This is a genomic window from Thalassotalea montiporae, assembly GCF_053485855.1.
Genome location: NZ_JBQRUO010000005.1, coordinates 162,782 through 186,498, shown reverse-complemented (window position 1 = coordinate 186,498; position 23,717 = coordinate 162,782). Strand labels below are relative to the sequence as shown.

Here is a 23,717-nt window from a genome sequence, read left to right as displayed (position 1 = left end):
CATAAAGTCAATTCAAATGTGTGTTTGAATTTACGAAATTGATAGATAAATAGCTCATTCGCTTAAAAAGTATACGCAACTCGTTAAAATCGAACGGAAATTGTAATTCCCAAAGTTCAACTATATAATCAGTCTGATCTTCATCTGTTTGGAGATGCATTCGTATGCATCTGTAAACGGATGTAGATCACTGGGGGGTTGCTCATCAACAGAATTTCATGAGTAACAATAAAAAAGTTGAAGGCTCCAAGAGCACTTTAGGCATCAATCGTGAAAAAAGAACGTCCTGTAAACCTTGACCTGACTACAATTAAGATGCACCCAGCAGCGAAAGCGTCAATTCTGCACCGTATTTCTGGTGTGGCGATGATCTTTGCTATTGGTATCTTGTTGTGGACACTATCATTATCCTTATCTTCCGCTGAAGAATTTACGCAAGTTAAAGCTATGCTTGATGGCGTGTTCTTTAAATTAATTATGTTAGGCATTGCCGCTGCAATCATCTATCACTTACTAGGTGGTATCCGCCACTTATTGATGGACATGGGCCACTTTGAAGAGAAAGTGTCTGGCAACACTAGTGCTAAATTTATCATTGCGCTATGGGTAGTACTAACCGCAGTAGTGGGAGTTTGGTTATGGTAAATAATGTAGCAACTGTAGGCCGTAGCGGCGTACATGACTTTATTCTTCTAAGAGCTAGCGCTGTTGTATTAGCAGCTTTTGTACTATTTATTGCTGGCTTTTTTGCTTTCACTCCTGAAATAACGTTTGAAATTTGGCATGGCTTATTCGCTAACCTAGCGATGAAAGTATTTACCTTAGTGTCATTATTTGCACTACTTATTCACGCTTGGATTGGTATTTGGCAAGTATTGTCTGACTACATCAAAGCAACTTTCCTACGTGGTGTATTGCAATTTGTTTTCTCTGTAACCTTGCTAACATACTTCGTAGCAGGTTTCTTAATTGTATGGGGTGTGTAAGTGAGCATTTCAGTTCGTGAATTTGACGCCATTGTAATTGGCGCTGGCGGTGCTGGTATGCGTGCCGCATTAGCCATTTCTGAATCAGGTCAAAGCTGTGCTTTGATTTCTAAAGTTTTTCCTACTCGTTCTCACACAGTATCTGCACAAGGTGGTATTACTGTAGCGTTGGGCAACGCACACGAGGACAACTGGGAATTCCACATGTATGACACCGTTAAAGGTTCAGATTACATTGGTGACCAAGACGCAATCGAATACATGTGTAAAACCGGCCCAGAAGCCATTATTGAAATGGAGAACATGGGTTTACCATTCTCTCGTTTTGAAAATGGTAAGGTTTACCAACGTCCATTCGGTGGTCAATCTAAGAATTTTGGTGGTGAACAAGCTGCTCGCACTGCAGCGGCAGCTGACCGTACAGGTCACGCACTTCTTCACTGCTTGTACCAACAAAACGTTAAAAACAAAACAAACGTTTTTTCTGAGTGGTACGCATTAGATATCGTTAAGAACAGTGAAGGTACCGTTGTTGGTGCTACCGCTATCGATATCGAATCTGGCGAAGTATGTTACTTCAAAGCTCGCGCAACCGTACTAGCTACGGGTGGTGCTGGTCGTATCTTCGCATCAACGACTAATGCTCACATCAACACAGGTGATGGTGTTGGTATGTCACTTCGCGCTGGCGTTCAAATGCAAGACATGGAAATGTGGCAATTCCACCCAACAGGTATTGCAGGTGCTGGTACGCTAGTAACTGAAGGTTGTCGTGGTGAAGGTGGTTACCTTCTTAACAAAGACGGCGAGCGTTTCATGGAACGTTATGCACCTAACGCTAAAGATTTAGCGGGTCGTGACGTTGTTGCTCGTTCAATGATGACTGAAATCCGTGAAGGTCGTGGTTGTGACCACCCTCAATACGGTCCACACATCAAGCTTAAGCTAGACCATTTAGGTCGTGAAACGCTTATGCAACGCTTACCTGGTGTATGTGAACTTTCAGAAACGTTTGCTCACGTTCACCCTGCTGATGAGCCTATTCCTGTTATTCCAACGTGTCACTACCAAATGGGTGGTGTACCTTGTAACGTTAATGGTCAAGCAATTCACTTCAACCCAGAAACTGGCGAAGACACGATCATCGAAGGTTTATTCGCTGTTGGTGAAATTGCTAACGTATCTGTTCACGGTGCAAACCGCTTAGGCGGTAATTCACTGCTTGATTTAGTGGTATTTGGTCGTGCAGCGGGTAACTTCTTAGGTGAATACCTAGCTGATACTCAAACAGCAAAAGAAGCGACAGAAAGTGATCTTGAAAGTTCTTTAGCAAGGTATAACCGTTGGGAATCTTCTACTAGTGGTGAAGACCCAGTTCAAATCCGCAAAGATTTACAACAATGTATGCAGATGAACTTCTCTGTATTCCGTGAAGGTGAAGCAATGGCGGAAGGTATGAAGGAACTAACGGAAATCCGTGAACGTCTGAAAAATGCCCACCTAGCTGACAAGTCTCGTGAGTTCAATACTGATCGTATCGAATGTTTAGAGCTTGATAACCTAATGGAAACAGCATACTGTACGGCAAAAGCTGCAAACTACCGTACCGAATCGCGCGGCGCTCACTCACGTGAAGATTTCTTAGACCGTGATGATGAAAACTGGTTATGTCACACTATTTACACGCCAGAGACAGAAGACATGTCTAAGCGTGATGTGAATATGAAACCAGTTCACCGCGAAGCATTCCCACCGAAAGTTCGTACATACTAAGGAGCATAACGATGAAACAAATTTTTTCGATTTACCGTTACAATCCTGATGTTGACAACGCACCATACATGAAAGAATACGAGCTGGAAATTCCAGAAGGCTCAGATATGATGGTGTTAGATGCGTTAATCTTGTTAAAAGAGCAAGATTCAACGTTATCTTTCCGTCGTTCATGTCGTGAAGGTGTTTGTGGCTCAGACGGTTTAAACATGAATGGTAAAAATGGTTTGGCTTGTATTACGCCATTGTCTGCTGTTAAAGCGAACAAAATCGTATTACGCCCACTACCAGGTTTACCCGTTGTACGCGACTTAGTTATTGATATGACGCAGTTCTACAGTCAATATGAAAAAATTAAGCCGTACCTAATTAACGATGGTAAAGAGCAACCAGCGCGTGAACACTTGCAATCTATCGAAGAGCGTGAGCACTTAGATGGTTTATACGAGTGTATTTTATGTGCATGTTGTTCAACGTCTTGTCCATCATTCTGGTGGAACCCAGACAAGTTTATCGGCCCAGCAGGTCTTCTACATGCATACCGCTTCTTAATTGATAGCCGCGATACTGCCACAGAAGAGCGCTTGGACGGATTACAAGATGCATACAGCGTATTCCGCTGTCACGGCATCATGAACTGTGTTGACGTTTGTCCGAAAGGATTAAACCCAACTAAAGCTATTGGCCATATCAAGTCAATGCTTTTACAAAGAGCCGTTTAATCAGCTAGGGTGGGGCGTTTGCGCCTCACCCAGATTAAACACATTTATTGGTTGCTTTTTCCCCTGGTAAAGGAACAGCTAATGCCCGAAGGTGTAATGAAGGCTTGGTTAGAGTCTTCCCATTTAAGTGGTGCCAACGCTACTTATATTGAAGAATTGTACGAATTATATTTAGAAAATTCACAATCTGTATCGGCCGAATGGCGCGATGTATTTGATTCTCTCCCTAAGATTGAAGGTTCGAATGTTGAATACAAACATTCAGCCGTCCGTGACGAATTTAAAGAACTAGCAAAACAGCCTGCTCGCAATGTCATTGTTTCTGGTGGTTCTGACGCAAGACAAGTAAAAGTTTTGCAACTTATCAATGCCTATCGCTTCCGTGGCCATCAAAATGCCAATATCGATCCGCTCGGTTTATGGCAACGTGATAAGGTAAGAGATCTTCAATTATCACACCACGACTTATCTGAAAACGACTTTGATAAAGAATTCAATGTCGGCTCGTTCGCCATTGGTCAAGAGACCATGAAGCTAGGCGATTTATACAAGGCATTACGTAAAACCTACTGTGGCAGCATTGGTGCAGAATACATGCACATGACCTCAACGGAAGAAAAACGTTGGATCCAAGGCAGACTTGAGTCTGTGCAGTCACAAGGTCAATTCACAGCTGAGCAAAAAGAAGAAATTCTTAAGGGCTTAATTGCTGCTGACGGTTTAGAAAAATACTTGGGCGCAAAATTCCCAGGTGCAAAGCGCTTCTCACTTGAAGGTGGTGACGCGTTAATTCCTATGTTGAAGGAATTAATCACTCGCGCAGGTACTCACGGCACGAAAGAAGTGGTTATGGGTATGGCTCACCGTGGTCGCCTAAACGTGCTTGTTAACGTTATGGGTAAAAACCCGAATAAATTGTTTGATGAATTTGCCGGTAAGCACGATGACTTAGTGGGCTCAGGTGATGTGAAATATCACATGGGTTACTCATCAGATTTTGTTACGCCTGGTGGCAATGTTCACTTGGCGCTAGCGTTTAACCCTTCGCACTTAGAAATTGTTAACCCTGTAGTGATGGGCTCTGTACGCGCTCGTCAAGATCGCCGCGAAGGCAACGACGGTGACTCAGTACTTCCAATTACTATTCACGGCGACTCTGCTATTGCGGGTCAAGGTGTCGTTCAAGAAACCTTTAACATGTCGCAAGCGCGTGCCTTCACGGTTGGTGGTAGCATTCGCATTGTCGTGAATAACCAAGTCGGTTTCACAACATCTAAGCCAGAAGATACACGCAGTGGTGAATACTGTACTGAAATCGCAAAAATGGTACAGGCGCCGATTCTTCACGTTAACTCTGATGATCCAGAAGCGGTTATCCTAGCTACGCAAATCGCGTTAGACTTCCGTAACAAGTTCAAGCGTGATGTGGTAATTGACTTAGTTTGTTACCGTCGCCACGGCCATAACGAAGCTGACGAGCCAAATGCAACGCAGCCGTTGATGTATCAAAAAATTAAGAAACATCCAACGCCGCGTCAAATTTACGCAGACAAGTTAAATACTGAAGGTTCAATTCCTGCAGCTAAGTCTGAAGAGCTAACAGCCTATTACCGTAAGCTATTAGACGAAGGTCAGTGTACGGTTGAACAATGGCGCCCAATGACTGAGCACTCAGTTGACTGGACTCCATTCCTAGGCCATGACTGGGATGACGAATACAATCACGAAATTCCGGTTGAAAAGCTAAAAGAGCTAGCAACAGCAATTTCAAGCTATCCAGAAGATCACCCTGTACACTCTCGCGTTAAGAAAGTGTATGACGATCGCCAGAAAATGGCGGCCGGTGAGAAGCTTCTTGATTGGGGCTTTGCAGAAAGCTTAGCTTACGCTGCTATCGTTGATGGCGGTGATCGCGTTCGTATTACAGGCCAAGATGCTGGTCGTGGTACTTTCTTCCACCGCCATGCGGTATTGCACAATCAAAACGATGCAAGCACCTATTTGCCATTACAAAATGTACGTGAAGGCCAAGGTGAGTTTGATGTTCATGACTCGGTACTTTCAGAAGTATCAGTACTTGCCTTTGAATACGGTTACACAACGGCAGAGCCAAATGGTTTAACCATTTGGGAAGCGCAATTTGGTGATTTCGCTAATTGTGCACAAGTGGTATTTGACCAATTTATTTCATCTGGTGAACAAAAATGGGGCCGTTTATGTGGCTTAACCATGTTGTTACCTCATGGCTATGAAGGTCAAGGCCCTGAGCATTCATCAGCTCGTTTAGAGCGTTACTTGCAGCTTTGTGCAGACCACAATATGCAAGTATGTGTGCCATCAACACCAGCGCAAGTATTTAACATGTTACGCCGTCAAGTGGTGCGTCCAATGCGTCGTCCATTGGTGGTCATGTCACCTAAATCGCTACTTCGTCACCCGTTAGCCGTTTCTTCGTTGGAAGAGTTAGCGACTGGCGAATACAAAAATGTGATTGGTGAGATTGATGACAACATCAAGCCAGAAAATGTTGAGCGCGTTGTATTCTGTAGCGGTAAAGTTTACTACGAATTGCTTGAGCAACGTCGTAAGAACGAACAAACCAATGTTGCGATTATTCGTGTTGAACAACTATACCCATTCCCAGAAAAAGAGCTTGCTGCTGAATTAGAACAATACAGCCACGTTAAGCAGTTTGTCTGGTGTCAGGAAGAGCCGCAAAACCAAGGTGCTTGGTACTGCTCGCAGCACCATTTCCGTGCCACAATTCCTGAAGGTACATATTTGACTTATGCCGGTCGTAAAGCGTCTGCAGCGCCTGCGGTAGGTTACATGTCTGTCCATGTAAAAGAACAACAAGCGCTAGTAACCGATGCGCTAAATGTAGAATAGACCCTCTTTTTTTAAAGAGAATATTAAAGAGTGTGTAAGGAATAAATTAATGACAACCGAAATTAAGGTTCCCGTTTTACCAGAATCAGTTGCCGACGCAACAGTTGCAACTTGGCACGTACAAGTAGGTGACAGTGTCACTCGTGATCAAGTACTGGTTGATATTGAAACAGATAAAGTAGTACTTGAAGTACCAGCAACTTCTGACGGTGTGATCACTGAAATTAAAGAAGTTGAGGGCGCAACGGTTTTAGGTGAACAGGTAATTGCTATCTTGGCAGCTGGTGCAGCAGCGGCAGCTCCAGCAGCAGACGCAGCGCCAGCACAAGCAGCTCCTGCTGCTTCAGGCAAAGTAATTGATATCGTAGTACCGGTACTACCAGAGTCAGTTGCTGATGCAACTGTAGCGACTTGGCATGTAGCTGAAGGTGAAGCAGTTTCACGTGACCAGCAATTAGTTGATATTGAAACGGACAAAGTTGTCTTAGAAGTGGTTGCTCAAGAAGACGGTGTGATTGGTAAAATTATCAACGCTGAAGGTGACACAGTATTAGGTCAGCAAAAAATTGGTGAACTAAATGCAGGTGCAACGGCATCAGCAGCACCAGCGGCGGCGCCAGGACAAGAAGAGCAAGCATCAGGTGATGAAATTGCGTCACCATCAGTACGTCGTTTAATGACGGAAAAAGGCTTATCTGCGAGCGATGTGAAAGGCACTGGCAAAGGCGGCCGTATCACGAAAGAAGATGTTGAAGCAGCGGCTAACAAGCCAGCAGCAGCTCCAGCAGCAAGCGCGGCAACTGCAGCAGCTACAGCTGGCGCGGCTGCAGCATTAGGTGAGCGTAGCCAAAAACGTGTGCCAATGACGCGTTTACGTAAAACTATCGCTAATCGACTACTTGAAGCGAAGAACTCAACAGCAATGTTAACCACGTTTAACGAAGTTAACATGAAGCCAATTATGGACTTGCGTAAGCAGTACAAAGACGTATTCGAGAAAACTCACGATACGCGCTTAGGCTTTATGTCGTTCTACGTGAAAGCGGTAACTGAAGCATTAAAACGCTTCCCAGCGGTTAACGCTTCAATTGACGGTGACGACATTGTTTACCACAACTTCTTCGATATCTCGATTGCCGTATCTACGCCACGTGGCCTAGTAACACCAGTGCTTCGCGATGCTGATCAATTAAGCATGGCTGGTATTGAGAAAGGCATTAAAGACTTAGCAATCAAAGGTCGTGACGGTAAGTTAACGATGGACGATATGCAAGGTGGTAACTTCACTATCACTAACGGTGGTGTATTTGGTTCACTACTTTCAACGCCAATTATCAACCTACCGCAAACAGCTATCTTAGGTATGCACAAAATCCAAGATCGCCCAATGGCGGTTGACGGTAAAGTTGAAATCTTACCTATGATGTACTTAGCACTTTCTTATGACCACCGTTTAATCGATGGTAAAGAGTCTGTAGGTTTCCTAGTAACGATTAAAGAATTACTAGAAGATCCAACACGCCTTTTATTGGACATATAAGTACTTGATATCTAAGAGCTAGACATCTAAGTACTAGATATCTAAGCTAGCGATAAACTGTATAAAACGTAAAAGCCGCTTTTAAGCGGCTTTTTTGTGCCCGTTTTTTAGCTGTTGTAATTTATGGCGTTATTGATTTTGTTATATCGCTTATGTATTTAGGCTATGTGTTATACCAATTGAATTAATTAATTGAGCAATTCAGAGCGCTGTCAGCGTTGGGAGAACAAGCCAAATTTTTGTTGATATAGTTATTCTACATCTCATCAATTTGGTGCAGTTATCGCGACGCTGACACGCTCCCAAAGGGCGAGTTTAAAAGGCTCATATGCAGCGTTATTGATTTGGACAAGGGAGCGACCATTCTCTGCAATCAATGCCTTGCCTCTGAGCCTTTTAATTCTCGCTGAATGATTAAGTATTTATTTCAATTGGTATTAGGGGCTTGCTGCTAGGCTGTAGTTTTAAGATATGCAGGTTATACGCGCAGTATATTAAAGCGCTTTCCTAAAAACCAAGCAGCATAGAAAAAATAGGCTAGAGTTATAAGCACTGCTTGAATGTGTTGATCGGTTTATCTGCAATAGTGACCTTATTTGAGTGATTTTAGTGGCCGAATTTAGCTGCGATTTAGGTGAGTAAATTGTATCGCTATTAGGCGGCAGATTTGACCGTAAACTCAAATGAAAAGGGGGGTTTAATCCCTTTAGTTTTATCTATATAATCACGACACAATTATAATCGTTTAGTGCATTTGCTCAATGTCGTATTTTTTAGCAAACGTACTAATCTCCACTCAAATAGTAATTGGAAAAACACCATGAATTTGCATGAGTATCAAGCGAAACAACTATTCGCTGAATATGGTTTACCAGTTTCTGAAGGTTTCGCTTGCGATACACCTCAAGAAGCTGCCGAAGCTGCTGACAAAATTGGCGGCGATATGTGGGTTGTTAAGGCACAAGTTCACGCTGGTGGCCGTGGTAAAGCTGGCGGTGTTAAGCTAGTAAAAACCAAAGAAGAAATTAAAGAATTCGCACAACACTGGTTAGGTAAAAACTTAGTTACTTACCAAACAGACGCAAACGGTCAGCCAGTTGCTAAAATCTTAGTAGAAAGCTGCACAGACATCGCTAACGAATTATACCTTGGCGCTGTTGTAGACCGTGGTTCTCGCCGTGTTGTATTCATGGCATCAACTGAAGGCGGTGTAGACATCGAAACAGTTGCTGAAGAAACTCCACACTTAATTCACAAAGCGGCGATCGACCCATTAGTAGGTCCTCAAGCTTACCAAGCACGTGAATTAGGTTTCAAACTTGGCTTAAACCCAACTCAAATGAAGCAATTCGTTAAGATCTTCATGGGCTTAGGTAACATGTTTACTGATCACGATTTCGACTTATTAGAAATCAACCCGCTGGTAATCACAGAAGCTGGTAACCTTCACTGTCTAGACGGCAAAATCGGCGTTGACTCAAACGCGTTATACCGTCAGCCAAAAATCCGTGAAATGCACGATCCTTCACAAGAAGACGAGCGTGAAGCACACGCGGCACAGTGGGAACTTAACTACGTTGCACTAGACGGTAACGTTGGTTGTATGGTTAACGGTGCTGGCCTTGCAATGGGTACAATGGACATCGTAAACCTTCACGGTGGTAAGCCAGCTAACTTCCTAGATGTTGGTGGCGGCGCGACTAAAGAACGTGTAGCAGAAGCATTCAAAATCATCCTTTCTGATGACAACGTATCTGCAGTACTAGTAAACATCTTCGGTGGTATCGTTCGTTGTGACATGATCGCTGAAGGTATTATCGGTGCTGTTAAAGAAGTGGGCGTAAACGTTCCTGTCGTTGTTCGTTTAGAAGGTACTAACGCTGAAGCTGGTCGTGAAGTACTAGCTAACTCAGACGTTGACGTAATCGCTGCTGAATCACTAAAAGACGCTGCTGAGAAAGTAGTAGCTGCTGCGGAGGGCAAATAATGTCTGTATTAATTAACAAAGATACTAAAGTTATCTGTCAAGGTTTCACTGGTGGTCAAGGTACTTTCCACTCAGAGCAAGCTATCGCATACGGTACGCAAATGGTTGGTGGTGTATCACCAGGCAAAGGCGGCCAAGAGCACTTAGGTCTTCCAGTATTCAACACAGTACGTGAAGCAGTAGAAGCAACTGGCGCAACAGCAACAGTTATCTACGTACCAGCTCCATTCTGTAAAGATGCAATCTTAGAAGCTATCGATGCAGGTATCGAGTTAATCGTTACGATTACTGAAGGTATCCCAACGTTAGACATGCTTGATGTTAAAGTTAAGCTTGAAGAAACTGGCGTTCGCATGATTGGTCCTAACTGTCCAGGTGTTATCACGCCGGGCGAGTCTAAGATCGGTATCATGCCAGGTCACATCCACAAGCCAGGTAAAGTAGGTATCGTATCTCGTTCAGGTACTCTAACTTACGAAGCCGTTAAGCAAACTACTGATGCTGGTTTCGGTCAGTCTTCATGTGTTGGCATCGGTGGTGACCCAATCCCAGGTACTAACTTCATCGACGTTTTAGAAATGTTCGAAAACGACCCACAAACCGAAGCAATCGTAATGATTGGTGAAATTGGTGGTACTGCTGAAGAAGAAGCTGCTGAGTACATCAAAGCAAACGTTACTAAGCCTGTAGTATCTTACATCGCTGGTGTTACTGCACCTGCTGGTAAGCGTATGGGTCACGCTGGCGCGATCATCGCTGGTGGTAAAGGTACTGCTGACGATAAATTTAAAGCGCTTGAAGCGGCTGGTGTTAAAACCGTTCGTTCATTAGCTGATATCGGTACTGCTTTAAAAGAAAAAACTGGTTGGTAAGCACTTAGCTTATTAGCTTGAAAAAAGGTCGCTTAGGCGACCTTTTTTGTGTCTGTTTTACACTTACTAATCAAAAATATCATTGATAGCCTAAGTGCATTAAAAGCGCTAAATGGCATTTTTTATTGCGGTAAACGGTTTATAAAATCAATCCAAGCTGGCGTATTCCCACCACCAGAAGCAAGTGTTGTTAAAACAAAGTCATTTATCTTTTCTTTTAAAGACTTATCAGTCTTGTCTATTTTTTCTAATTCAATTTTAGCCTGTACTTTATTTTTACTTTGAATTGCTCTAATCAGCGGTTTTAATAGTTTTTCAGTTTGTTTACCATTTTGCTGAAGTATCGTAATTAAATCGGGCACCTCTATTGTACTGCTATGTAAAGCATCTGTTAGGGTCGATTGAAAGTATTTCAAATGGTTTTCTAGAGATTCAATTTGACGGTCTTGAGCTTGAATGGTCGTGGTCAACATCTGTTGTTTCTCGTTAGCCCACTTTAAATCAGATTCCAATTGAATAAGTTGTCGTTTCAAATCCAAGATCTGCAGTGGTTCATTAGAAAACTCTTCGGGCTTTATTTGTCCTGTTACAACTAAGCCATATCTATTTAAATAATCCTCAATTACTTCTTTTTCTCCTTCCGGGTGTTCAATGACCATTGAAATTTTTAGCCCGCTTTGTTTGAGAGAAAAAGATACTCCACCTTCAGGGTATTTATCATTCAGTAGAGAACCAAAATTCTGTAAAATCGCAATACCAGCTTTTTGATGCTCCCTTTCGAAAGTAATTTCTTTCTCTAAATGCGGAGAGGTAGTAGCTCTGTTATCTAACTTTTTATAAATCGAATTGTATAAGTCGTATGCTTGTTTTTTTGCTGAAAAAATAGCTTCTTTTATTGGAATCTTTGTAGCCTGTTGAAGGCTAAGTTTACATTCAATCACAAAGCATTCTGAACTACCGTAATCTATCGTTATATTTGGGTTATAATTTGTTTGATTTCTTTTTTCCAGCTCTTTACCAAAATCTAGCATAGTGAATGGTTTCGACCATAACCTCCAATCGAAATCTAAACTAAAATTTACACTTTTAAATTTTTTCTCAGAATTAAAGTGGTAGAACCTCTCTTCATCTCTGTGATACAAATCTAAGCCTTCTGGTAGGTCTGACATACAGAAATTAGCAAACGCAAAAAAAGAATCGTAGTCAAGATTCTCGTCATAACCTTCTGCTAGTTTTCTATATATATCTCCGTCTTCATCGATAACGTTATTGAACTCTAGTATTACCGCCCCTGAGCTTTTTATGATGAGAGACTCGTGAGAGTCTATAAATTCAATATCCATAATGAGTTTATTAAATTAGATTTATATAACTATAAAGCAAAGGCTACCCTAAATAGCGGAGCATGAAAATGAATAGACATGATTCAAATTAAGTAAATGGGATCAGATCCGAATTAACACGAGTGAATCCAAACATCAGAGTTATTGATTTGTTGAAATACTTTATGGCTTTGGTAAATCTATCCAATTTAATTGTCGCGGTGGCGACGCCACCCAAGGGGGCGTTAACGCCACTGTCCCCTTGGAACCCCATGGCGCTGCTACAAAATGCTTTACCTGACTGAAAAATAAATTTTTCTAGCTATCGTTCAGATAGCACATCCATGTGCTACTTCACTTTGCCATCTTCCCTGATGGCAATAGCTGAAATTTATTTATCATCCAGACATTTTGCCAAGCAGACTAACGCTTCGTTCGAGCTTGGTGACTAATGTCGCTTGCAGGGTAACACAGGGAGAAGTTGCCGAAATAACAAAGAGGTAAACAAACGCTTTTTCCCTTGAACAAATGGGGTCATACCCTAATTAAATACATTGCGTGTATTTCGGGTTAATTTCGCAAAGTGAGTTACTTTATTTGGAAAATATAAAAAGAAGCGTACACATAGTTTAATTAGACTATGTGTACAGTTAGTGAATCAACGGGGTTAGAATCATTGACTTGTCTAAATACTTTCTTACTTTCTTACTTTCTTACTTTCGTCAATCTATCCAGTTTATTGTCGTGGTGGCGACGGCACCCAAGGGGACGTTAACGCCACTGTCCCCTTGGAACCCCATGGCGCTGCTACCAAACGCTAATCTTTCATAAATAAATCGATTTTCGATGTAACAGCTGTAACGCACATCCATGTGCTAACAGCTTTTGCCCGCATCCATGCAGGCAATACATGAATCGGTTTATTTATTTCAGGTGTTTGTTAAGCAGAGTAGTGCTTCGTTTAGGTTTAGTGATGAATTTCTATGCACTAGGATTTCTTTCAGTAAAACCAATAAGCCTTGAATTCAACACCAATCCCTTGTCAGCGATTCAAATAAAATATTTAACCGTCATCATGGATGCTGATAACTAGCGTTGCGTCAGGGGTTTTACATTGTCAGGTATTTTTTAATCACCTAAATTTTATTTGTTGTTTTCGCTGTTTGGGGGCTGCGACCACTGCCGCAATTGAATCGGAATGTTTAACTATTCGATAAAGTCTTTTTACTGTTCAGATATACGAGCGCAAGAAATATAACTAGGTATTACTGAGGACTCCCCCTTTAACTCAATATTGAGTTAAAGGGGGAGTGTTGCCCTTATTCTGGTGCGTTAGCGAGATCTTCGCGTAAGTTTCTCGAAGCAAAATAAAAGTGGCAAATAGACCAAAAGCTGATAATTGGTAAGAGGTATAACATGGCTAAGCCAAGTGATTTGTCACCGTGTGTTGCTGATAAAATATCACTTAAGAAACCAATTGATGATGGCCCGAGGCCAAGACCGATAATATTGATGATTAAGAAAAATATCGCCGATGACACCGCGCGCATTCGCAAACCAACTAAACTGTGAATGGTTGCGACAACAACACCTAAGTAAATGTTACCGACAAAAGCGGGTAAAATTAGGCTGATCAGTGCAACATTTTTATCGGTAGCAATACAAAATGAAATTAAAAACGGCAATGCTGTTAATGAGGCTAAACCCGGTAACCATGCGTACCAACGTTGATCTTTCTTGGCGAGTTTATCTGCGAGTACGCCACCACTAAAGACGCCAATAGCGCCACCAACACCGATAATGAGCGCCAGCCAAATGCCAAGTTCAGTGGTTTGCATATTGTAATTTCTGATCAGTAGTGACGCCGACCAGCTCGCTAAGCCGTAACTGACAAATGCGGTGAGGGCTGACGCTAGCGCAATATGTCGAAACGACATACGGCTAAACAGCAAGCTGATCACTTGCTTAAAGGTTGGAGCTTGTTCGGTTGATGTGCGGTTTTCGCTCAAACCTCTAATGGGTTCTTTTAGGGTCATACGCACTATGATGGCAAGTAAAATACCCGGCGCGCCAACCACAATAAAAGCAACGCGCCAACCGTACAATTCGTTAAGCCAGCCGCCAAGCAAAAAGCCAAACAACACGCCAATATTTGCACCTGTAGCATAAAAGCCTAATGCGCCCGCTCTGGCATTAGGTGGAAAAATATCTGAGATAATCGAATGTGAGGGGGGACTACAGCCCGCTTCACCCACACCCACACCGATACGGGCGAGTAGCAGGTGAACAAAGTTTTGAACAAAGCCACTGACAGCGGTCATTAAACTCCAGACAAATGTGGCCAGTGAAATAATATTACGGCGATTGCCGCTATCGGCCCACTTGGCAATTGGAATGCCGGCGAGTACGTAAAAAAGTGCAAACGAGAAGCCTGTTAGTAATCCTAGTTGCGTATCAGAGAGACCAAGATCGGCTTTTACGCCTTCTTGCAAAATAGACAGTAATTGTCGGTCAATAAAGTTAAAACTGTAAACGATAGTGAGTAGGCCTAATGCGTAATATTTTTGTCCTTTAGTGGCATAGCTCACTTCTTTGGTGGGTGCTTGTACGCCCTGATGCTGAGTGTTCGTTTGCGTCATTGTTCCCTCTTCAGGTGGTTATTATCATTATTTGGCGCGAATTTCATACTCAAGCGAGAACATTGATAAGTCAATAGTTTCGTTAGACAATTGTTTACAGCTTCATCGCTTTTTGGTGATAAGAAGAACTAAATTAGGTCAACTTCAAATCAGCAATGCTTAGCTGCCTTTCGTCCCGATTTAGCTTTGTTTCTTGTTACGAATGCTACCTTGCCAGAGCTATAAATGGGGGCAGCATCCTATTAGAAGTAGCTGATTTCCAGTGATATGAATGTAGCTGCGATCTTTAGTGACGAAAGGAGCAACGCAGAGAGTAGTTGTCTGAATTTGAAAGAGGGAACAATTGGATTTTCCCTCTTTTTTGAACTAGTGCAGCTGGCATTCCAACAAAGGTGTTACTGAGGAGAATTCTCCCACGGGTTTTTTGGGGGCGTATGCCCTTTATCAACTTTACTTCTTTGCTTATGTGGCTTTTTCTTATCGTTGAAGCTACCTTTATCCTTTGGCGCTAGTCTAGGCACCGGCGCTTGGCCTGCAATTAACACTTTAGGCGATCTTGGCTTTTGATGAGCAGGGATTATTCTATCTCTTGGCGGGATTTCAAATTGATCATCTGGTGCTTTGGGTAGGTTTTTAAATTCGTATAAATAGAAACGTTCTATTTTTTCTCGTGCCCATTCGGTCTTTTTAAAAAACTTAACACTAGACTCCATACTTGGGTTGTTTTTAAAACAGTTAATTCGCGTATATTCGGCCAATATTTCCCACCCGTAGTGAGATATTAACTCTTCTAATAATGTTTCGAGTTTCAAACCATGTAATGGATTATTTTCGTAAATTGACTGTTCGCTCATGAAAGTGACTAATTGATAAAAACTAAGGTTATTATAACGGTTAATCACCTCATTCAAAAAACAGATTTCAGTATAAGAAGTCAGATAAGGCTTAAGAGCGTTGGTTTGCGGTATATATAAAAAATCCGCAGCCTGCAAAGGCTGCGGATTCTTAATCATTAATCAGAGAGGTAGATAGATTGCTTACTTTTCTGCAGCTTTAGCTTTCGCTTTTTCCCAGCTTACATCGGCGTTTTCAATGTAGTATGCCGTGTCTTCTAACCAGATATCGCGAACTTTTGGCGTGTTGTTCAGGTATAACTTACCGTCAACTAGGCTAAAGGCTTCTGGGTCTGAATCAATGATAAAACCATTTGATAAGCCATATGCACAGTATCCGCCGTATTGTGGCGCGTATTTTACTGGGTCAGCGTCAAATTTCGCTTTATTTTCAGCAGACGCAAAACGCCATACTGATTCGTTGTAAAGTGAAGTAAATTGCTCGTTACCTTTTACCGCTTTTTCTTCGGTGTGATAAGCAACAACGTCGTAACCACCAATAGCTGCGCCTTCAAGGGTTAGTACTGGCGTTGATGGCACAGTTGCACAAGCAGTTAACAACAAAGCAAATAATACGGGTATTACTGATACAAGTTTACGCATAAGAATTCCTTTAAAATGTAGTTACTTAATCCTAGACCTTAAAATTCAAAAAACCTATTCAAGAATATTTATTTGTTTTGCTGATATTGGCAATTTAGTTGTTAATTGTTTGGGAGTTCGGCGCGGGTTGCAGGTGTTTTTATCTTGATAGGCTTTCTACCTTGCTTTACATACTAGGCTTTGCTGTTTTTGTGTGAGCAATAAAGTAAAATAGTAGCCAATTACGATTCTTAAAAGGCCAGCTATGAAGCGCGTTGTTCTTTATATTTCAGATAAATGTCCACATTGTCGTGAAGCACAAAAGTACTTAGATGATAATGGTATTAAATACCGATTAACCAATGCGAAAATGCAGCGAGGTAGAAAAGAGTTAGATGCGATTGGCGCACGCTCTGTCCCTGTGCTTAAAATTGGTAATGAGGTGATGATAGGGTGGAACCTTAAGAACTTTAAAAAGCTCTATGGCGCTGGTTAGGCAATTGTAAACTAGTGTTAGAGAGGCCATAGTTGGGCTAACCAAGCTCAAAATACAGCTAACATTATTGGTGTTAATGGCTCAAAGGTGGTAGAAGTCGAACACTCTGACAAAAGTTTTTTATTTATGATGGTCACTTTTAAAGTAACTCATTTCTCGCCAGTGCAGACCGCGATAGTTGTCAGTAACTTGCGGCTTTTCATTTAACCAAAACTGAGTACGATTGAACATAAATTCAGGTTGGTAATGGGCAGCGAGGCTTGCCAATGGGTAGTGATTCCAGTGCTTGGTTTTTCGTTTACTAGTTGCTTCCAAGATAAACTCTTGATCATCTAATATTGCCATTACCCATGCGTGACCGCCTCCTTTATATTTACCACCGACAACTCTAGCGTCTATTCCTTCCGATATTAACCAGTCTGCTAAGATAATGGCGTGATCTTCGCAGTCCCCTCTAGGCATAGTGTAGGCTTGTGCGGAATTTTGCCATAGTTCTGGAACGCTATGCTGTAATTTGTCAGTTTGATAGGTTTTCATTTGGGCAATGGTATACAAAGGCAGCCACTTGTTTTCTACTTTAAACGGCCTTATTCCTACCAAATAACTGTTAGCGAAATGATGTTGCCAGTCTAAGCCCATTGCTGATAGTGAAATGGTATTGCGCTGTGAATCTCGCCACTCAAGTAGATAGGCTCCTCGCTGTGGGTAGCGCTTAGTGTATTGAGCTACTCTCTGCTGCATAGCATGTTCGGTTAATACATATTGTTCGGTAAGTGCATGAATGTTGCCACGCTGATAGCGATTAGTTGTGTAATAACTGCTGATGTTCTGTTGGGCGTGCTCCGCACGCCAAATCAATCGCTGGTCAAAGTCGTCTTGAACTGGCGGTTTATCAAACGCAGAAATAAAAATAACAGCGATGACAAATACAAGCGCGACTAAAAGTTTCATTTATTAGGATTGCAGGCCAAAACTAATAATAACAGCAACAAAGATCATGATGGATGAGGCGAAAATGGCAACTGCGATATTGTTTTGTTTTAACTCTTGTTGAATATCTACGCCTTTTAACAACTTTTTGTCCACGATGATTAGTGCGAAAACGGCAACGAAAAGTGAGATGAAGGTGTAAGACAGGTTTATGAGCAAGTTAATGAAACTTGCAGTTAAGAAATCAAACTCCATGATTTACCTTATTATTCTTATAGTGGGCGTTTTTTATATACCTTAACTAAGACTTAGATGGCTTGTCTAGTTCGATTGGCAAGTCGAAGCTTTACTATAAGAGAGTTATTGGTTGTATTAAGGGAATTCGTTTTTTTACGAATTTTGCTAACACATGTACCGGTTTGAAAAAGCAGAAGAAAAAGGGAGCATGTTGCCAAACTCCCTTTAATGCTTATTGATTATAGTGAGGTGTAATATTTATTTCGCTGCTTTAAGCTTTTTAATCATCACCTCTTGCGCCTCTTGCGTGTCTTTCTTGTATTTCTCAAACCACGCCAATGTATGCTCAATTTTAGCGATCATGCGCGATGGCTTACCAGCAATACCGTGCGGTGAACCTGGCACTTTCACTAATACAGTATCTACCTTACGTAGTTTTAACGCTTGGTAGAATTGTTCAGTTTCTGCCATTGGTGTGCGCAGATCTTCTTCGCCAGTAATCAACATAGTAGGTGTGGTGACATTACCAACCAACGACATTGGCGAGCGTTGCCAGTAATGTTCTACGTGCTCCCACGGCATACCAGGGAACTGGGTTGGAATTTGCAGTAGACCACTGTCAGCGGTTAGCACTTTACTCAGCCAGTTAATAACGGGTTTAGCGACTAGGGCAGCATTAAATCGGTCGGTTAAACCTATCGCGTAAGCTGCGGCAATACCGCCTGCTGAGCCACCGGCGACAAACAAGTTTTGGTCATCAACAAAGCCTAAATCAATCATGGCATCAACACCTGAGTTGTGATCGGCAAAGTCTTCTTTCGAGCTGTATTTGTATTTGAGCAACATGGCAAAGCGCTCACCGTAAGAGCTACTGCCGCGATGATTATCATAAAACACGACATAGCCTTGTTCAGCAAAACGTTGCAGCTCTGCAGAGAAGTGAGGGCCATAGGCTAGGTGAGGGCCACCGTGTATTTCTACGATTAATGGATATTTTTTATTTGGGTCAAAATTTGGTGGGGTAATGTACCAGCCTTGAATCGGCTCACCATCAAATGACGATTTATAGTTAATTTCATGCACTTCACCTAAGGTTTTATGTGCTAGTAAATCTTCATTTAATTGCGTGATTTGGCTAACTTTCCCTTTTTTAGAAACCACCGCAACATCGGCAGGGCGCAGTGCGTTGCCGTGTGTAAACGCAATAGTACCTGAGCTGTTGGCATCAAATTCACCGCTGATATAAGGGCGACCTAAAGTAGTGCCTGTAACTGTATCGGTAAGGTCTTTTATTTTGCCTTTGGTGGTAATGGTGGCGATTTTTCGCTTACCAAAGTCATCATAACTAAAGGCTAATTGCGAAGCAGATAACCATTTAGGGTTTTGAATGGAACGGTCGAAATCTTCAGCGATAACTTTGCTTGATTTATTCGCCCAATCCATCACATTTAATTTGGCGTTTCGATATGGGTTAAGTGCATTTGAGGTGGATAAATAGGCGAGGCTCTTACCGTTATCTGAAAACTCAGGATTGAATTCACGACCGGGTACATTGGTTAGTTGGCTAAGTTCACCGTCAGTAACATTGACCGCATATAAATCGCTTTCTAGGCGTTTGTATTCCCAATCTTTGCTTCGGTTGGCGGAGAAAAGAATTTGCTTACCATCTTGGCTCCATTCAAGCTTGCCGCTGTGATGATAGTTACCACTGGTTAGTTGGCGAGGCGTGCCGCCATCAGCGGGGATCACAAAAATATGCTGGTAACCAGGCTCGACGAGTCCTCGGCCGTCAGCTTGGTAATAGGCTTGGTCGATAACCGTGACAGGTTTTGACCATTTCGCACCTTTTGGTTTTTTCGGCATTTTGACAAGCGAAGTGCGTTTATCTTTCACCTTGTGGTGGTATGCGAACCATTGGCCGTCAGGCGACCAAGTTAAATTACTGATATTGCCCTGAATTTGGCTAACTAAAGCGGTGCGATTTTCTTCAAGATAGTGCACATGTATTTGACTAGAACCGGTTAAATTGCTGATAAAGGCAATGCGTTTGCCATCTGGCGACCAAAGGGGTGATGAGTACTGTTTGTGATCAGAAAACAGCGGAACTTGAGTTTTGCTATCAATATCAACCAACCACAAATTTCTGTTTTTGCCGTCGGTCATAATATCGTTTGAATTTCGAATGTAGACCAGTTGCTCACCATCAGGTGATACTTGTATATTGCTGGCGTATTCCAGTGAAAAGATATCTTCTGCACTAAAGGTGTTAGCTGCCATCACCGCAGGGGAAGCTACCAGATATAAGGCAATGGCAATTTTGCCTAGCTTGTTAACCATGTTGTCACTCCAATCGTTTTTATTGTTTGCTTTGGCTGCTGGCGCTAGCTATTTTTTTACTTGAGCCTTAAAAGGCCAAAGCTGTCGGTCAAATATGCCGATATTCCAGTTACTCTGCAACGAGAATACGTTAATTTGCAGGTAAGTTTAGACGACTGGTATTGTTTACAAATGATGGTCGCAGCTAGGCCTAGACTATGCTGACGTCAATAACTTAAACTCTGGCGTTTTACTTTTCGCGGTTAATTCTTTTACCGCTTTTTTAAATTCGCCGCGCAGATGAGATTTTAAATGTAAGGTTACCTGTTTTACTGGAATATCTTTTAACACCGCAAACATGGCCAAACAATACACCATTTCATTTTCGGGCAATGCCACTTCACGATTAGCGTACTTGTTGTAGCAACTGCCGCAGCCGCCTTTAAATTGATAGGCTGTGTTGGCAAACATTACTCCAAAGCCTAAAAAGCTTGCGACTAAATCTATCGCTTGCGGCAGAAATTTTTCTCCGCCGGGCGGGGTAATGCCTTTTTGAGCGATTAAGATGGCGGCAAAAGCTTGGGCATATGAAGCCACCAAGTCTTGTGGCTGATTAATTTGATTTGGGTTATAGCTGACATAGATATTGTTATTCACATATTGACTTGCGTTTTGGCTAAAGTCTTTGGTGAATACCTGTACTTTATTACCGCGAATGGCCTCACCAAAGTGCAATTTGGGCATTTGTTGATACTGCGGGTTTTGCTGATAGGCCATTGGTGAAATTAACTTGATTGGCCAATTTTTCATCCCTGCATAGGCGAGCGTTTTCTCAAATACTGACGCTGCCATTTCCTCAATGCTGGATACTTTGCCTGGATAAAAATCGCTGGTTGGCAATACTAGCTGGCTATTGTTTCTAAACTCTTGGGCGTCAAAATGGGTGAGTGCCCAATGGTAAGTATCGAGGATCCAGAGTGTTGTTGAATCGTCTAGGTAGGGTTTAGTTTGGAAAAGTGATAACAGCATAGGGTAACTTTGAAAATTCGCTTTTGAACTAGATAAACTAGCACTTTACTTTATATCACTCTAGGTAATTCCACTCTAGCTAAGTTAATTTCATTGGGCTATGCGCAAGCCATTAACGAGTCGCTGAGTAATATAAAGTCATTATGGTTTGATTCACTAGACCGAGAAACTGCCTAAAGTATTCACTACTCTACTATTTCCCTAATGTATTAAGCGATATGTCTACCTTCAAAGCTAATAAAAAGACCTAACAATTGCAATCACGGCAGTAATTGCGCTTAACACCAGTATCCAGCGCTGCGCTAAATGCGCTTTGACAATGCCTTGGAATTTAGTGGAAGTATATAAACCTAGTGCAACACCGGGTGTAGCAGTAGCAACGATTTTTAGTGTTTCAAAGGTTATTTCACCGATACTGGCAAGCGTAATAATCGCGACGAAATTTAAAAACAAGAAAAATGCGGTTAAGTTGGCGATAATATTTTTAATCGCGCCATGCTGGTAAAGCAGGGCGATTGGCGGGCCGCCCACAGCCGTTAATGTGCCCATAAAGCCTGAGGTAAAGCCAGCAATAACATTGTTGCGTTTATTGACCTTAGGTTTAAAGCCGAGCAGTGAAATAAGTACTGCTGTTAAGATTAACAGTCCAAAGAACAATTCAAACTGATCTTTCGTGGCAATTTTCAATACTAACCCCGCCAGAACTGTGCCGACAAAGCCACCTTTCATTGCCCAAGACACTTGATCAAACTGTAAATGACTTTTGTCTCTTACCATCATCATAAGGGTGAGTACGGTAGAAATTAAAATCAGCGGTGCGGGCACAAGTGTTGGGCTGATTAAAAACAGTAAAGGAGCACAGAACATACCGACACCATAGCCTATCAGTCCTTGCAGTAAGCTGCCAAAGAATACCACTAGGTTAATTAATAATAAGGTTATTAGGTTATATTCCATCGATCGTATGCTTTAGGTTAGTGTTCAATTTTAGTAGCTGATTTGTGTGACTAAACTAACAGCGTTAGGTTGCTAGCTTTGCCTTGTGCAAACGCAGTCCTTGTGCAAACGCAGTATTAGCGCTTTGATTTGAGATGCCACGAGAGCCTCTTATTATATGCAATTTAACGATTGAATCTGTAAGATTGTGTGACTTGTGAGCACTTTTATCTGTGAATTGCATTAGGTGCGAAATTATTAAGCGATATCACCTGTCTACTGTTCCGCTTTTATGTATGTATAAAACAAATCTATGCGGAAAAACGATATGAGTTAGTGTTTTTGAAGGTACATTGAAAGCGCTAACAGGTATGATTTGAATAAATACTCAAAAAATTTATAATTTGCAACTCGTGTTCAAGCGCTGGTGTGCTCAATGGCAACTAAGTGTTGGACTGTCGTCATTTAAAAAGTGTGATGGATATATAATGGATTATCCTTGTAGTTCTACTTTAAAAGTTGTTGTTCCTTTGTTATTGGCATCGTCAGTAACCTCTTTTCAATTGCATGCAAATACCCCTTCAGAAATGGCTGACATGAGTTTGCAGCAGTTACTTTCGCTGACCATTGAAGATGCCGCTACGTTAAATAAGCGTTGGCAAGCAAGCGTGTTATATAAACAAATGCGTTTAGATGGTTACATGACTGGTAGCACCGACTTGAGCAATGAAGAGGTGTTATTTCGTCCTGGAGAGGTTCGCACTGACAGTAACTACCCGATATTACCAACGGTGATTACGCAAGAAGCAGTGATCTCACAGCTGGCTTATCGCATCGATGAAAATCAATCGATTGGTTTATCCATTCCACTGATCCGCCAAAGTACAGATCATATCAGTATTGTGCCCAGCTACCCTGAATTTACCATTGATTCACAGGGGTTAGGTGATTTGGCAATTGACTATAAAGCAGTGTTATTCCGTGATTTAGCGCGTCAAATTACCTATTCAGTTGGTGTTTCATTGCCAACCGGATCGATTGATCAAAAAGGGGATACCCCAAGGGCTGCTGGTGACCAACAGCTGCCTTATACGATGCAGCTTGGCTCGGGTACTTGGGACTTTGTCGGTGGCTTAGGCTATCAGCACACGCTTGGTGATTGGCGCTTGGGTGCTGACTTATTTGTAAAACTGAGAACAGGTAAGAACGATCGCGATTACCGTTTAGGTAATCGATTTGCGTTATCTACTTGGGCACGCTTAGCTATCAACGATAGCGTTCAGCCGTTTGCCAAAGTTAGTTATCACGATTGGGGCAGCATTAATGGCCGTGATGATGAAATAACGGTACCAGGTCCTTTCCCTTACCCAGCCAATATTACGAATCCGAATAACTATGGTGGTCGCCAAGTGAATACGGCTGCTGGCGTAGAGTTTACGTTAGCAGATCATACAATTTCTTTGGAATATAGCTTGCCAGTTTATCAATCGCTAAACGGTGTTCAAACCAAAGAAAAAGGCAATGCGGCAGTGCGTTGGCAAACTGAGTTCTAATTATCACTAATTTAA

General features: G+C 42.1%; 20 protein-coding genes. 10 read left to right on the top strand and 10 right to left on the bottom strand.

Going from position 1 to position 23,717, the window contains the following annotated elements; genetic code table 11:
* Window positions 1-270 precede the first annotated feature (270 nt).
* From sdhC to sucD, 8 genes are all read left to right on the top strand, one after another.
* Window positions 271-645: a succinate dehydrogenase, cytochrome b556 subunit gene (gene sdhC, locus ACSLUR_RS15070; protein WP_116000627.1), complete on the top strand. Its 375-nt coding sequence runs from the start codon at window positions 271-273 to the stop codon at window positions 643-645.
* The gene (sdhD, locus tag ACSLUR_RS15065) at window positions 639-986 is read left to right on the top strand and encodes a succinate dehydrogenase, hydrophobic membrane anchor protein (RefSeq protein WP_116000626.1); all 348 of its coding nucleotides are present in this window, start codon (window positions 639-641) and stop codon (window positions 984-986) included. The genes sdhC and sdhD overlap by 7 nt, the downstream gene beginning before the upstream one ends.
* Window positions 987-2,759, top strand: a complete 1,773-nt coding sequence (sdhA, locus tag ACSLUR_RS15060) for a succinate dehydrogenase flavoprotein subunit (protein ID WP_448555896.1) — start codon at window positions 987-989, stop codon at window positions 2,757-2,759. It abuts the gene before it with no gap.
* 11 nt (window positions 2,760-2,770) lie between these two features.
* Window positions 2,771-3,481: a succinate dehydrogenase iron-sulfur subunit gene (locus ACSLUR_RS15055; RefSeq protein WP_116000624.1), complete on the top strand. Its 711-nt coding sequence runs from the start codon at window positions 2,771-2,773 to the stop codon at window positions 3,479-3,481.
* A gap of 81 nt (window positions 3,482-3,562) precedes the next feature.
* Complete coding sequence (locus tag ACSLUR_RS15050) at window positions 3,563-6,370, top strand: 2-oxoglutarate dehydrogenase E1 component (protein WP_448555894.1); 2,808 nt, start codon at window positions 3,563-3,565, stop codon at window positions 6,368-6,370.
* A gap of 49 nt (window positions 6,371-6,419) precedes the next feature.
* A complete protein-coding gene (gene odhB, locus ACSLUR_RS15045; protein ID WP_448555892.1) occupies window positions 6,420-7,910 on the top strand; it encodes a 2-oxoglutarate dehydrogenase complex dihydrolipoyllysine-residue succinyltransferase in 1,491 nt (496 codons plus the stop codon).
* An 820-nt stretch (window positions 7,911-8,730) separates the two neighbouring features.
* Window positions 8,731-9,897 (top strand): ADP-forming succinate--CoA ligase subunit beta, encoded by a 1,167-nt coding sequence (sucC, locus tag ACSLUR_RS15040; protein WP_116000621.1) that lies wholly within the window; start codon window positions 8,731-8,733, stop codon window positions 9,895-9,897.
* Window positions 9,897-10,769, top strand: coding sequence for a succinate--CoA ligase subunit alpha (gene sucD, locus ACSLUR_RS15035; RefSeq protein WP_116000620.1), 873 nt, complete (start codon window positions 9,897-9,899; stop codon window positions 10,767-10,769). Before sucC ends, sucD begins: the two co-directional genes overlap by 1 nt.
* A 122-nt stretch (window positions 10,770-10,891) precedes the next feature.
* Here sucD and ACSLUR_RS15030 read toward each other — a convergent pair whose 3' ends face one another.
* The 5 genes from ACSLUR_RS15030 to ACSLUR_RS15010 all read right to left on the bottom strand — a co-directional run bounded on the left by ACSLUR_RS15030 (window position 10,892) and on the right by ACSLUR_RS15010 (window position 16,226).
* Window positions 10,892-12,112: a hypothetical protein gene (locus ACSLUR_RS15030; RefSeq protein WP_448555889.1), complete on the bottom strand. Its 1,221-nt coding sequence runs from the start codon at window positions 12,110-12,112 to the stop codon at window positions 10,892-10,894.
* A gap of 701 nt (window positions 12,113-12,813) precedes the next feature.
* Window positions 12,814-12,963, bottom strand: a complete 150-nt coding sequence (locus tag ACSLUR_RS15025; RefSeq protein WP_448555887.1) for a hypothetical protein — start codon at window positions 12,961-12,963, stop codon at window positions 12,814-12,816.
* A gap of 447 nt (window positions 12,964-13,410) precedes the next feature.
* A complete protein-coding gene (locus ACSLUR_RS15020; RefSeq protein WP_448555885.1) occupies window positions 13,411-14,730 on the bottom strand; it encodes a spinster family MFS transporter in 1,320 nt (439 codons plus the stop codon).
* 395 nt (window positions 14,731-15,125) lie between these two features.
* A complete protein-coding gene (locus tag ACSLUR_RS15015; protein WP_448556011.1) occupies window positions 15,126-15,584 on the bottom strand; it encodes a VF530 family DNA-binding protein in 459 nt (152 codons plus the stop codon).
* Between the two features lie 183 nt (window positions 15,585-15,767).
* On the bottom strand, window positions 15,768-16,226 hold the full coding sequence (locus ACSLUR_RS15010; protein WP_116000615.1) for a YHS domain-containing (seleno)protein: 459 nt from the start codon (window positions 16,224-16,226) through the stop codon (window positions 15,768-15,770).
* Between the two features lie 244 nt (window positions 16,227-16,470).
* On the opposite strand from ACSLUR_RS15010, the gene ACSLUR_RS15005 reads away from it, so the two are divergent.
* The gene (locus ACSLUR_RS15005; RefSeq protein WP_116018757.1) at window positions 16,471-16,701 is read left to right on the top strand and encodes a glutaredoxin family protein; all 231 of its coding nucleotides are present in this window, start codon (window positions 16,471-16,473) and stop codon (window positions 16,699-16,701) included.
* Window positions 16,702-16,821: 120 nt separating this feature from the next.
* Here the strand turns inward: ACSLUR_RS15005 and ACSLUR_RS15000 are convergent, their stop codons facing one another.
* The 5 genes from ACSLUR_RS15000 to ACSLUR_RS14980 form a co-directional block, all read right to left on the bottom strand.
* A complete protein-coding gene (locus tag ACSLUR_RS15000; RefSeq protein WP_448555882.1) occupies window positions 16,822-17,652 on the bottom strand; it encodes a transglutaminase domain-containing protein in 831 nt (276 codons plus the stop codon).
* A 3-nt stretch (window positions 17,653-17,655) separates the two neighbouring features.
* Window positions 17,656-17,886, bottom strand: a complete 231-nt coding sequence (locus ACSLUR_RS14995; protein ID WP_448555880.1) for a DUF350 domain-containing protein — start codon at window positions 17,884-17,886, stop codon at window positions 17,656-17,658.
* A gap of 240 nt (window positions 17,887-18,126) precedes the next feature.
* The gene (locus ACSLUR_RS14990; protein WP_448555878.1) at window positions 18,127-20,205 is read right to left on the bottom strand and encodes a S9 family peptidase; all 2,079 of its coding nucleotides are present in this window, start codon (window positions 20,203-20,205) and stop codon (window positions 18,127-18,129) included.
* A gap of 195 nt (window positions 20,206-20,400) precedes the next feature.
* Window positions 20,401-21,210: a hypothetical protein gene (locus ACSLUR_RS14985; protein ID WP_448556009.1), complete on the bottom strand. Its 810-nt coding sequence runs from the start codon at window positions 21,208-21,210 to the stop codon at window positions 20,401-20,403.
* Window positions 21,211-21,447: 237 nt separating this feature from the next.
* Entirely contained in the window at window positions 21,448-22,170 is a 723-nt protein-coding gene (locus tag ACSLUR_RS14980; RefSeq protein WP_448555876.1) for a sulfite exporter TauE/SafE family protein, read from the bottom strand.
* A 467-nt stretch (window positions 22,171-22,637) separates the two neighbouring features.
* On the opposite strand from ACSLUR_RS14980, the gene ACSLUR_RS14975 reads away from it, so the two are divergent.
* Complete coding sequence (locus ACSLUR_RS14975) at window positions 22,638-23,702, top strand: transporter (RefSeq protein ID WP_448555874.1); 1,065 nt, start codon at window positions 22,638-22,640, stop codon at window positions 23,700-23,702.
* Window positions 23,703-23,717 lie beyond the last annotated feature (15 nt).

Bases quoted from the DNA above. Each gene is read 5' to 3' on its own strand.
- sdhD (WP_116000626.1), top strand. From the start codon at position 639: ATGGTAAATAATGTAGCAACTGTAGGCCGTAGCGGCGTACATGACTTT.
- ACSLUR_RS15055 (WP_116000624.1), top strand. From the start codon at position 2,771: ATGAAACAAATTTTTTCGATTTACCGTTACAATCCTGATGTTGACAAC.
- ACSLUR_RS15050 (WP_448555894.1), top strand. From the start codon at position 3,563: ATGCCCGAAGGTGTAATGAAGGCTTGGTTAGAGTCTTCCCATTTAAGT.
- odhB (WP_448555892.1), top strand. From the start codon at position 6,420: ATGACAACCGAAATTAAGGTTCCCGTTTTACCAGAATCAGTTGCCGAC.
- sucC (WP_116000621.1), top strand. From the start codon at position 8,731: ATGAATTTGCATGAGTATCAAGCGAAACAACTATTCGCTGAATATGGT.
- sucD (WP_116000620.1), top strand. From the start codon at position 9,897: ATGTCTGTATTAATTAACAAAGATACTAAAGTTATCTGTCAAGGTTTC.
- ACSLUR_RS15030 (WP_448555889.1), bottom strand. From the start codon at position 12,112: ATGGATATTGAATTTATAGACTCTCACGAGTCTCTCATCATAAAAAGC.
- ACSLUR_RS15025 (WP_448555887.1), bottom strand. From the start codon at position 12,963: ATGGATGTGCGTTACAGCTGTTACATCGAAAATCGATTTATTTATGAA.
- ACSLUR_RS15020 (WP_448555885.1), bottom strand. From the start codon at position 14,730: ATGACGCAAACGAACACTCAGCATCAGGGCGTACAAGCACCCACCAAA.
- ACSLUR_RS15015 (WP_448556011.1), bottom strand. From the start codon at position 15,584: ATGAGCGAACAGTCAATTTACGAAAATAATCCATTACATGGTTTGAAA.
- ACSLUR_RS15010 (WP_116000615.1), bottom strand. From the start codon at position 16,226: ATGCGTAAACTTGTATCAGTAATACCCGTATTATTTGCTTTGTTGTTA.
- ACSLUR_RS15005 (WP_116018757.1), top strand. From the start codon at position 16,471: ATGAAGCGCGTTGTTCTTTATATTTCAGATAAATGTCCACATTGTCGT.
- ACSLUR_RS15000 (WP_448555882.1), bottom strand. From the start codon at position 17,652: ATGAAACTTTTAGTCGCGCTTGTATTTGTCATCGCTGTTATTTTTATT.
- ACSLUR_RS14995 (WP_448555880.1), bottom strand. From the start codon at position 17,886: ATGGAGTTTGATTTCTTAACTGCAAGTTTCATTAACTTGCTCATAAAC.
- ACSLUR_RS14990 (WP_448555878.1), bottom strand. From the start codon at position 20,205: ATGGTTAACAAGCTAGGCAAAATTGCCATTGCCTTATATCTGGTAGCT.
- ACSLUR_RS14980 (WP_448555876.1), bottom strand. From the start codon at position 22,170: ATGGAATATAACCTAATAACCTTATTATTAATTAACCTAGTGGTATTC.
- ACSLUR_RS14975 (WP_448555874.1), top strand. From the start codon at position 22,638: ATGGATTATCCTTGTAGTTCTACTTTAAAAGTTGTTGTTCCTTTGTTA.